General features: G+C 75.1%; 10 protein-coding genes and 1 pseudogene. 5 read left to right on the forward strand and 6 right to left on the reverse strand.

The annotated features are described in order from the left end of the window. Positions 1-162, forward strand: a pseudogene (locus GV126_RS35990) (alpha/beta fold hydrolase); the annotation flags it as partial. Between the two features lie 78 nt (positions 163-240). Further along, positions 241-678 (forward strand): hypothetical protein, encoded by a 438-nt coding sequence (locus tag GV126_RS32640; protein WP_159674620.1) that lies wholly within the window; start codon positions 241-243, stop codon positions 676-678. Positions 679-808: 130 nt separating this feature from the next. Here GV126_RS32640 and GV126_RS32645 read toward each other — a convergent pair whose 3' ends face one another. Next, a complete protein-coding gene (locus GV126_RS32645) occupies positions 809-1,783 on the reverse strand; it encodes an alpha/beta hydrolase (RefSeq protein WP_159674606.1) in 975 nt (324 codons plus the stop codon). Positions 1,784-2,052: 269 nt separating this feature from the next. Next, positions 2,053-2,616, reverse strand: coding sequence for an NADPH-dependent FMN reductase (locus GV126_RS32650; RefSeq protein ID WP_159674608.1), 564 nt, complete (start codon positions 2,614-2,616; stop codon positions 2,053-2,055). Between the two features lie 118 nt (positions 2,617-2,734). On the opposite strand from GV126_RS32650, the gene GV126_RS32655 reads away from it, so the two are divergent. Together GV126_RS32655 and GV126_RS32660 are read left to right on the forward strand one after the other, a co-directional pair. Then, on the forward strand, positions 2,735-3,400 hold the full coding sequence (locus tag GV126_RS32655; RefSeq protein WP_236570335.1) for a TetR/AcrR family transcriptional regulator: 666 nt from the start codon (positions 2,735-2,737) through the stop codon (positions 3,398-3,400). A 139-nt stretch (positions 3,401-3,539) separates the two neighbouring features. Further along, positions 3,540-4,574 (forward strand): LacI family DNA-binding transcriptional regulator, encoded by a 1,035-nt coding sequence (locus GV126_RS32660; RefSeq protein ID WP_419796077.1) that lies wholly within the window; start codon positions 3,540-3,542, stop codon positions 4,572-4,574. Positions 4,575-4,680: 106 nt separating this feature from the next. Here the strand turns inward: GV126_RS32660 and trxA are convergent, their stop codons facing one another. After that, positions 4,681-5,067, reverse strand: a complete 387-nt coding sequence (gene trxA, locus GV126_RS32665) for a thioredoxin (RefSeq protein ID WP_159674614.1) — start codon at positions 5,065-5,067, stop codon at positions 4,681-4,683. A gap of 130 nt (positions 5,068-5,197) precedes the next feature. Here trxA and GV126_RS32670 point away from each other — a divergent pair, with 130 nt between their 5' ends. Beyond that, a complete protein-coding gene (locus tag GV126_RS32670) occupies positions 5,198-6,628 on the forward strand; it encodes a dihydrolipoyl dehydrogenase family protein (RefSeq protein ID WP_159674616.1) in 1,431 nt (476 codons plus the stop codon). A gap of 77 nt (positions 6,629-6,705) precedes the next feature. On the opposite strand, the gene GV126_RS32675 is transcribed toward GV126_RS32670, so the two are convergent. The 3 genes from GV126_RS32675 to GV126_RS32685 form a co-directional block, all read right to left on the reverse strand. Next, positions 6,706-7,350 (reverse strand): peptide deformylase, encoded by a 645-nt coding sequence (locus GV126_RS32675; protein ID WP_159674618.1) that lies wholly within the window; start codon positions 7,348-7,350, stop codon positions 6,706-6,708. 54 nt (positions 7,351-7,404) lie between these two features. Continuing rightward, a complete protein-coding gene (locus GV126_RS32680) occupies positions 7,405-7,695 on the reverse strand; it encodes a tetratricopeptide repeat protein (RefSeq protein ID WP_159674622.1) in 291 nt (96 codons plus the stop codon). 179 nt (positions 7,696-7,874) lie between these two features. Then, the coding region (locus GV126_RS32685) for an MFS transporter (RefSeq protein WP_438947885.1) at positions 7,875-9,452 on the reverse strand (1,578 nt) is incomplete at its 5' end.

Raw genomic sequence — 9,452 nt, forward strand, 5'->3', positions numbered from 1 at the left:
CACGTGCTGTCGGGGGTGCGGGACGACACCTGGCCGGTGCCGCTGCTGGACGACATGGCCGTACGGCTCGGGGCCCGGCGCACGGTCGTCGACGGCGCCGAGCACTCCCCCAACTGCGACCAGCCGCCCCCCCCCCCCCCCCCCCTCGCCCACCTCCGGGACCACCACGCCCGGGCCGGCCCCCGGGCCCCTGACGTGAACAGCCGCGGGCAGACGCCCCGGCGGAAAGGCAGCACCTCGATGAACACCACGTCGGCCGCCACGGCGAGCGCGATCACCTTCGTCTGGCTCGGCATGGTGCTGGGCATCTCCTTCCTGGAGGCCCCGCTGAAGTTCCGCGCCCCCGGCGTGACCGTCCCGATCGGCCTGGGCATCGGCCGCCTGGTCTTCCGGGCGCTGAACGCGGTGGAGACCGCCCTGGCCATCGCGGTGATCGTCGCGGTGGCCCTCGGGGGCGCACCGGTCCGCGTCCTCGGCCTGACGGCGGGCGCGGCGGCCCTGCTCCTGGCCCAGCTGGCCTTCGTCCGCCCCCGGCTCAACCGCCGTTCCGACCGCGTCCTGGCCGGAGAGGACACCGGGGACGGCCCGCGCTCGCGCGGCCACTTCGTCTACGTGGCCCTGGAACTCCTCAAGGTCGCCGTCCTGATCGCCCTGGGTGTCTGCCTGCTGACGGCCTGACAGGGCACCGGTGTTCGCCCCGGCCGTGGAGCGCCCCCTCCGCAAGACGCCCTCCGGGAGATGTCGGCCGGTTGCCGTGGGCGGACGGCAGCGGCTCGCCCCTTCCGCCGGACGGCCACCGGCACATGCGTCACCCGGCCAGGAGCCTGCGCAGCCAATCCAGGTGGGCTCCCCGGGCCGCGCGGGCCAGTGCCGAGCGCGCGGTGAAGGCGTCGAAGCCGTGGAAGCCGCCGGGCCACACGTGCAGCTCGGCGACCCCGCCGGCCTGCCAGATACGCGAGGCGTAGGCGACGGTCTCGTCGCGGAAGGTCTCCGCGGAGCCCACGTCGAGGAAGGCCGGGGGCAGCCCGGACAGGTCCTCGGCGCGGGCCGGCGCGGCGTACGGCGGCACGTGAGGGCCGCCGCGCCGGTCGCCCAGCAGTGCCGTCCACGCGGTCTCGTTGGCGGTGCGGTCCCACACGCCCACGCCCGTCATCTGGCGGGCCGACGGGCTGTCGTTGCGGTCGTCGAGCATCGGGGACATCAGCATCTGGCCGAGCGGCCGCGGCCCTCGGCGGTCGCGCAGCAGCAGGGCCAGCGCGGCGCACAGCCCCGCGCCCGCGCTGGCGCCGACGAGGACGATCCGTCCCGGGTCGGCGCCGAGTTCGCCGGCGTGCTGTGCCGTCCACAGCAGGCCCGCGTGCACGTCCTGCAGGGGCGCCGGATACGGGTGCTCCGGTGCCAGCCGGTACTCCACCGACACCACGACCGCGTCCAGCTCCTTCGCCCCCGCCAGGAGGGGGTCCGCGCCGAGCCGGTTGTTGCCGACGACCAGGCCCCCGCCGTGCGCGTGGTAGAGCACGGGGCGCGCCGCGCGGGTGCGCGGTGCGGTGGGCCGGCAGACCAGCGGGGAGACGTCCGGCGCGCGGTCGGGTCCCGGCGCCGTGCGGTCGGCTGCCTCGAAGGCGCCGCCGGGGGTGAGGTCCTGCTCGGCCGCGAGCCGCAGGACCGGGCTGCGGCGGGCCGCGAGGGCGTCCGCCAGGGTCAGACCCGGGCGCAGCAGGTCCGCCGCCTCGGCCAGCACGGCGGCGAGTTCGGGGTCGAACGGGGGCGGGACGGCTGTCATACGGTCTCCTCGCGTGCGATCGGACGCGCACGCGCGCGGTCGTGGGGACGACGGGCGGTGCGCGCGGACGGCGGGCGGTGCGCACGGTCACGGGTGCGCCGTCGAACACGTACCCGCCGGGAGCGCGCCGACCGCCGCAGCGCCCCGAAGTGCCCTCCACCCCCTGGTCCCCGGACAGCGGAAAGGGGCCGGAGCCTCCTCGGCTCCGGCCCCTCGCCGGTCACGTGGTCACCCGGTCACCGGGTGGGTCGCCCGGGCGGTGGCGCGGCTCAGGCGGCCGCGACCTCGCCGGCGTGCCCGTGCAGGCGGGCGACGACCTCGGTCAGCTGGGCGGCGACCTCGGCGTCGTCCACCGGGTGGGTCTCGGCGAACCGGTTCGCGGAACCCGGGATGGAGAGCTTGAGGTCCTCGATCACCTTGCCGCCGGCGATGCCGAGGGCCTTGCGGGCGTCGTCCTGCGCCCACACGCCGCCGTACTGGCCCAGCGCGGTGCCCACGACGGCGACCGGCTTGCCCACGACGGCGCCGGCGCCGTACGGGCGGGACAGCCAGTCGATGGCGTTCTTCAGGACGGCCGGGATGGTGCCGTTGTACTCGGGGGAGAAGACCAGGAAGGCGTCGGCGGCCTGGGCGGCCTCACGCAGCCGGACGGCGGCGGCCGGGACGCTGCCCTCGACGTCGATGTCCTCGTTGTAGAAGGGCACCTCGCCCAGGCCGTCGAACACCTCCACCTCGGCACCCTCCGGGGCGAGCTTGACGGCCGCCTCGGCGAGCTGGCGGTTGTGCGAGCCGGAGCGCAGGCTGCCGACGAGCGCGAGGATACGAACAGACATGGGGGGACTCCCTGAGACGAAACACTGCCGTTACGATCCGGACCGAGGTCCGTTTAATTTTCTACCAGATTAACCGGACCGCGGTCCAGTTCCTTCCCGGATGCTTTACGCTGTGGACATGTCCACAGCGCTGCCGCCCTGCCCCCAGCCCGAGGAACCGCTGGACGAGACGCCGGTGCTGGTCCAACTCGGCGCCGGAGTGGACGAGCCGTGCCTGCGCGCGGACGCCGCACGCAATCGTGCCCGACTGCTCGACGCGGCCTCCCGCCTGGTGGCCGAGCACGGTGCGGCCGGGGTCACCATGGAGGCCGTGGCGGCGGCCGCGAAGGTGGGCAAGGGGACGGTCTTCCGGCGCTTCGGCGACCGCACCGGGCTGCTGACGGCCCTGCTGGACCACTCGGAGAAGAAGTTCCAGGCCGCGTTCCTCAGCGGCCCCGCCCCCCTGGGGCCCGGCGCACCGCCGGTGGAGCGGCTGCGGGCCTTCGGCTGCGCCGCACTGCGCCGCGCCGCCGACGACCTCGAACTGCAGCTCGCCGCCGAACCGTGCCCTGACCGCCGCTTCGTCGTCCCCGCCCGCCGGGTGCGGTACGGCCACGTGGTGATGCTGCTGCGGCAGGCGGTCCCGGACGCCGACTGCGAGATCCTCGCCCAGACGCTCATGGGCTACCTCGAACCCGCCCTGATCCACCATCTGACCCGGCAGTGCAAGATGCCGATGGAACGGCTCCAGAAGGGGTGGTACGACCTCGTCGCCCGGGTGACCCGCACGCAGCAGCCCGACTGAGCCCCGGCCCTGCCGGGATCCGGTGCCACGGGGACGCGGTCCCGCCGACCGCCGGGCTGCGCCGGGACGCGGGCCTGCCGGGCACCGTCGCGCCCCGGCCGGAGTGCGCGCCCCCGCCTCTGCCAAGATGCGGTACGTCATGGTGCAGATACCGAAATCCGCCCCCTTCCCGACGCCCGTCCCGCGCTCGGTTCCCACCAGTGCCGATGTGGCCCGCCTGGCGGGCGTCTCGCGCGCGACCGTCTCCTACGTCCTGAACGACAGCGGTGCCGTGCGGATCAGCGACGCCACCCGCCGCCGCGTCCACGAGGCCGCCGAGGAACTCGGGTACGTGCCCCACGCCGCCGCGCGCAGCCTGCGCGCCGGGCACAGCCGTATCGTGCTGATGCCCGCCCCGTCCTTCCCGGCGGGCCCGCTCTACAGCCGGTTCATCGAGGAACTGCAGGAGGCGCTCGGCCGCCTGGACTACACCGTCGTGCAGCACGCGACGGCCGGCCGGCACGGCGACGAGGCCGCCCGCGCGTGGGCCGAACTGCGGCCCGTCGCCGTCCTCGTGCCCGGCTCCGGCATCGGCCCCGAGGGCGTCGCGGTGCTCCGCCGGGCCGGGGCGCGGGCCGTCGTCACGCTCGGCTCGGGACCCGTCGAGGGCGCCCACGCCCTGCTCATGGACCACGAGAGCGTCGGCCACTGCGCCGGCGCCCATCTGCACACCCGCGGCCGGCGCCGCATCGGCGTCGTCGTGCCCGAGGACCGCGACCTGGACGTCTTCTCCCGCCCGCGCCTGGCGGGCGTACGGCGCGCCCTGCGCGGGACCGGCGCCACGGTGACCGAACTGGCCCTCGGCTACGACGAGCCGTCCGCGGCCCGCCTCGCCGCCCGCTGGCGCGACCTCGGCCTGGACGCCGTGTTCGCCTACAACGACGAGTACGCCATGCTGCTGATGCGCGCCCTGCAGGACGAGGGCGTCCGCATCCCCGAGGAGACGGCCGTCCTCGGCGCCGACGACCTGCTGCTCGGCCGGCTGCTGCGGCCCCGGCTGAGCACCGTGCACCTCGACCTGCCCTCCGGCCGCGACCTCGCCCACCTGGTCGACCGTGCCGTGCGCGACCCCGGTGCCCCGCCGCAGCGGCACACGGTGCTCGGCGCCACGGTCGTCCCGCGCGAGTCCACCTGACCCTCCGATGCTGCCCGGCCCCCTGCGGGCCGGGACGGACCGCGCGCATGCGACGGGCCCCCTTCCACATCGGGAAGAGGGCCCGCGGGCCGTGCGGCGGACGCCGCTAACGGCCCTGCTGCTCCGCCTGCGCCTGCTGTTCGGCGACCGCCTTGTGGACCTCGTCCATGTCCAGGTTGCGCGCCTGCCCGATCAGGTCGGCGAGCGCGGCCTCGGGAAGCGCGCCCGGCTGCGCGAACACCGCCACCCGGTCACGGACGATCATCAAGGTGGGAATGGACTGGATGCCGAAGGCGGCCGCCAGTTCCGGCTGGGCCTCGGTGTCCACCTTGCCGAACACCAGGTCCGGGTTGTCCTCGGCCGCCTTCTCGTACACCGGGGCGAAGGAACGGCACGGACCGCACCAGGACGCCCAGAAGTCGATGAGGACGAAGTCGTTCTCGGTGACCGTCTGGTCGAAGTTCTCCTTGGTCAGCTCCACGGTGCTGGTCATGGCACATTCCCTCTTCCTGTGTGGGCTTCTCGGGGTGGCGAAGCCGTCGGCGGCAACACGGCCGACGGTACGGGTATTCCGCGCGCGTACCCGTGTGGCCACGGCGCACACCACCCACCAGACTGACCCCATGACGGAAACGGAAACCATCGCGTACGACGTCGTGGTGCTGGGCGCGGGCCCCGTGGGCGAGAACGTGGCCGACCGCACCCGCGCGGCCGGCCTGTCCACCGCGATCGTGGAGAGCGAGCTGGTCGGCGGCGAGTGCTCGTACTGGGCCTGCATGCCCAGCAAGGCCCTGCTGCGCCCGGTCATCGCGCGCGCCGACGCCCGACGCCTGCCCGGTCTGCGCCAGGCGGTGGGCGGGCCGCTGGACGCCGCCGCGGTCCTCGCCCGCCGGGACGAGTACACCTCCCACTGGCACGACGACGGCCAGGTGGCCTGGGTGGAGGGCATCGGCGCCGACCTGTACCGCGGACACGGGCGGCTGGCCGGTGAGCGCACCGTCACGGTCACGGGCGCCGACGGGCAGGTCACCACCCTGACCGCCCGGCACGCCGTCGCCGTGTGCACCGGCACCCGGGCCCAGCTGCCCGACCTGCCCGGCCTGGCCGACGTCAGGCCCTGGACCAGCCGCGAGGCCACCAGCGCCAAGGAGGTGCCCGGACGGCTGCTCGTGGTCGGCGGCGGAGTGGTCGCCACCGAGATGGCCACCGTCTTCCAGGCCCTCGGCTCCCAGGTCACCGTCCTGGTGCGCGGCAAGGGACTGCTGGCCCGCATGGAGCCGTTCGCCGGGGAACTGGTCGCCGAGGCGCTCACCGAGGCGGGCGCCGACATCCGCACCGGGACTTCGGTGGAGTCCGTCAGCCGCGACAACGGCACCGTCGTGGCCGTCACCGGCACGGGCGAGCGCCTGGAGGCCGACGAGATCCTCTTCGCCACCGGCCGCGCCCCGCGCACCGAGGACATCGGCCTGGAGAGCGTCGGTCTGGAGCCGGGCTCGTGGCTGACCGTGGACGACACCCTGCGGGTCGAGGGCACCGACTGGCTGTACGCGTGCGGTGACGTCAACCGCCGCGCCCTGCTCACCCACCAGGGCAAGTACCAGGCCCGGATCGCCGGCGACGCCATCGGGGCCCGCGCCGCGGGCGACCCGCTGGGGCGCACCGACCCCTGGGGTCCGCACGCGGCCACCGCCGACCACCACGCCGTCCCGCAGGTCGTCTTCACCGACCCGGAGGCCGCGGCCGTCGGCCTGTCCCTGGCCGAGGCCGAACAGGCCGGCCACCGCGTCCGCGCCGTCGACGTGGAGCTGTCCTCGGTCGCCGGCGCGGGGCTGTACGGCGACGGCTACCGCGGCCGGGCCCGCATGGTCGTCGACCTGGACGAGGGCATCCTGCGCGGCGTCACCTTCGTCGGGCCCGGCGTCGGTGAACTGCTGCACTCGGCGTCGGTCGCCGTCGCCGGGCAGGTCCCCGTCGACCGGCTGTGGCACGCGGTGCCGTCCTATCCGACGATCAGCGAGGTGTGGCTGCGGCTGCTGGAGGCCTACCGCGGCTGAGCCGGCGCGGGCGCGCGGGCGCGCTGTGCCAGAACCGGATGACGACAGCGGATGTTGCTGAGCCCGCGCGGGCGCGGTCAGGGCAGTTCGAAGCCCAGCGCCCGCGCGGCCTCCCGCGGCGTCGGCTGCGCCCACCGCGCCGCCACGACCGCGTTCGAGGACAGCGAGCGCGGCTCGGCGCGGTCGAGGTAGAGCACGCCGTCGAGGTGGTCGGTCTCGTGCTGCACGATGCGAGCCGGCCACCCGGTGACCACCTCGTCCACGTCCTGCCCGTGCTCGTCCCGCGCGCGCAGCCGCCCCGCGGCGTGCCGCGCCACGACCGCCTGCCAGCCCGGCACGCTCAGACAGCCCTCGAAGAACGCGGCCCGCTCGGGGCCGGCCGCCTCGTAGGACGGGTTCACCAGCACCCGGAACGGCTGCGGCACCCGCCCCCGCGCGAGCCGCACCTCCTCGGACACCGGCGCCGGGTCCTCGATCACCGCGATCCGCAGCGGGATGCCCACCTGGGGCGCGGCCAGGCCCACGCCCGGCGCCGCGCGCATGGTGACGCGCAGCGCCTGCACGAACCGCTCCAGCAGCGCGGGCGCCAGCTGGCCGTCGAACGGCTCGGCGGCGTTCCGCAGGACCGGATCACCGGCGGTGACGATGGGCAAGGGGCCGCCCGCGGCGAGGAGTTCCTCGACGCGGGCGGCAAGGGGGGTGTGCGCATGCGGGGAAGCCATCGCGCCAGCATGCCACGGCACATCCCCGCCCGGCCCGGCACCGGCCGGCGCGGCTCACCCCTGCGGGAACTCGCCCGCGAGCGCGGCGGCGACGCGCAGGTGGCCGGCGGCCTCGTCGTGCCGCCCCTGCCGCTGGAGGGTGCGGCCCAGCATCAGCCGGGCGTAGTGCTCCACCGGGTCGCGCTCCACCAGGGCGCGCAACTCCCTCTCGGCGCGGCCCAGTTGCGCCGAGTGGTAGTAGGAGCGGGCCAGCAGCAGCCGCGGTCCGGTCTGCTCCGGCACCTCCTGGACCAGTCCGGCCAGGACGCGCGCCGCGCCGGCGTAGTCCCGGGCGTCGAAGAACATGCGCGCGCGCTCCCAGCGCTCGGCCGGGGTTCCGTGGTCGTAGTAGGCGGTGTCGTGCGGCGTGTACGCCGCGTCGTGCGCCGTGCGGGCCGTGTTCGTGGTCTCCACTGGTGACCTCCTTCGACGCCCGTCAACCACGGCAAGTGGTTGAAAATTCCATCACCTGTTTCCCGGGGTGTTCAGGCGCTCGCCGCGGTCTCGGGGACCGTGGGCGCGGCCGTGCCGGTGTGCCGGGGGGAGTCCGTGCGGCGCAGGGCGATCAGGGCCAGCAGGCAGGAGACCAGTGCCGCCGCACCACAGATCGCGAAGCCCAGCGCGTACCCGTGCCCGAGTGCCTCCAGGGCCAGCGGCGCGGCACCGCCAGGCGGCGAGGCGGCCGGGAGCGAGTTGACGGCCAGCGGGCCGCCTTCCGCGGCGACCTCGGCGGCGGCCGCCTTCACCTGCGGGCTCAGCGCCGAGTGGTGCAGGTCGGAGCTGAACAGCGAGCCCGCCCGGCTCAGGGCGACGGCCCCGATGACCGCCGGGCCCAGAGTGAACCCGAAGTCGCGCAGCAGGCTGGTGGAGGCGCTCGCCATGCCGGCGTAGTGCAGCGGGACCGTGTTCACGGCGGTGGCGGGGATCGAGGAGACGGTGAACGCGAACCCCACACCGACCAGCCCCCGAGGCAGCACCAGGGAGGTCAGCGCCCGGGCCGCCACCGGAAGGGGCGCGGCGAGGAAGTCGCCCGCGGCCATCAGCGCCCGGCCCACCGTGAGGATCCAGCGTCCGCTCACCCGCTCCAGCAGCCGCGAGGTCAGCGGGGCCAGGACCAGGGTCAGCCCGTTGAGCAGCAGGAAGGCCACGGAGGTGCGCAGCGGGCTCTGGTGCTGGACGGGGCCCAGCCGGATGCTGGTGGCGTAGGCGGTGCCCAGGAAGCCGAACATGCCGACGACCGCGACGACCGAGGCGACCGCGAACGCCCGGTTGGCGAACAGCTCCAGGCGCAGCAGCGGGGAGCGGGCGCGCCGCTCGGCGACGACGAACAGCACGACGAACACCGCCGCGACCACGAACGCGACGACCACCGGGGTCGAGCCCCAGCCGTCCGTGGGGCCCTGGATGACCGCGTACAACAGCGCGAACAGACCGATCCCCACGGTGAGCTGCCCGCCGAGGTCCAGCGAGCGGCCCTCGGGCGCTCGGGAGTCCTCGGCACCCAGCAGGCCGACCAGGGTACGGGCCACGGCGATCACCACGACCACCACGAACGCCGCGCGCCAGGAGTCGTGGCTGCCGGTGACGCCGCCGATGACGGGGGCGACGACCCCGCCGGTGGACAGGGCGGCCGCCCACACGGTGATGCCGCGCGCCCGGTCCCGGTGGCTGTGCGTGCCCGCCGCGATCATGGCGAGCGAGGTCGGGAAGAGCGCCGCCGCACCGAGGCCGGAGACCACCTGCCCGACCCACAGCAGGTGGACGCCGTCGCTCATGGCGGAGACGGCCTCGCCCACGACGACCAGGACGGAGCCGCCCACGAGCAGCCGCTTGCGTCCGAACAGGTCGCCGAGGACACCGAAGGTGAGTTCCAGCACGGTCACCGGGAGCAGGAACGCGTCGGAGATCCAGGTCAGTTGGGAGCCGATCGGATGCAGGTCCTCCTGGAAGAGGCCGTTGAGGGTGGCGGGCACGGCGAGGGCGATCTGGGCGAGGCAGACCGCGAGACAGCCGGCGACGAGGGTGCCGAGCGGCAGCCTGCTCGGTGCGGGGTGGGCGGAGGG

This window comes from Streptomyces mexicanus (assembly GCF_902506575.1).
Classification (GTDB): domain Bacteria; phylum Actinomycetota; class Actinomycetes; order Streptomycetales; family Streptomycetaceae; genus Streptomyces; species Streptomyces mexicanus.

Coding starts and splice junctions, on each gene's coding strand:
- GV126_RS32670 (WP_159674616.1), top strand. CDS start 5,198: ATGACGGAAACGGAAACCATCGCGTACGACGTCGTGGTGCTGGGCGCG.
- GV126_RS32660 (WP_419796077.1), top strand. CDS start 3,540: ATGGTGCAGATACCGAAATCCGCCCCCTTCCCGACGCCCGTCCCGCGC.
- trxA (WP_159674614.1), bottom strand. CDS start 5,067: ATGACCAGCACCGTGGAGCTGACCAAGGAGAACTTCGACCAGACGGTC.
- GV126_RS32675 (WP_159674618.1), bottom strand. CDS start 7,350: ATGGCTTCCCCGCATGCGCACACCCCCCTTGCCGCCCGCGTCGAGGAA.
- GV126_RS32640 (WP_159674620.1), top strand. CDS start 241: ATGAACACCACGTCGGCCGCCACGGCGAGCGCGATCACCTTCGTCTGG.
- GV126_RS32650 (WP_159674608.1), bottom strand. CDS start 2,616: ATGTCTGTTCGTATCCTCGCGCTCGTCGGCAGCCTGCGCTCCGGCTCG.
- GV126_RS32655 (WP_236570335.1), top strand. CDS start 2,735: ATGTCCACAGCGCTGCCGCCCTGCCCCCAGCCCGAGGAACCGCTGGAC.
- GV126_RS32645 (WP_159674606.1), bottom strand. CDS start 1,783: ATGACAGCCGTCCCGCCCCCGTTCGACCCCGAACTCGCCGCCGTGCTG.
- GV126_RS32680 (WP_159674622.1), bottom strand. CDS start 7,695: ATGTTCTTCGACGCCCGGGACTACGCCGGCGCGGCGCGCGTCCTGGCC.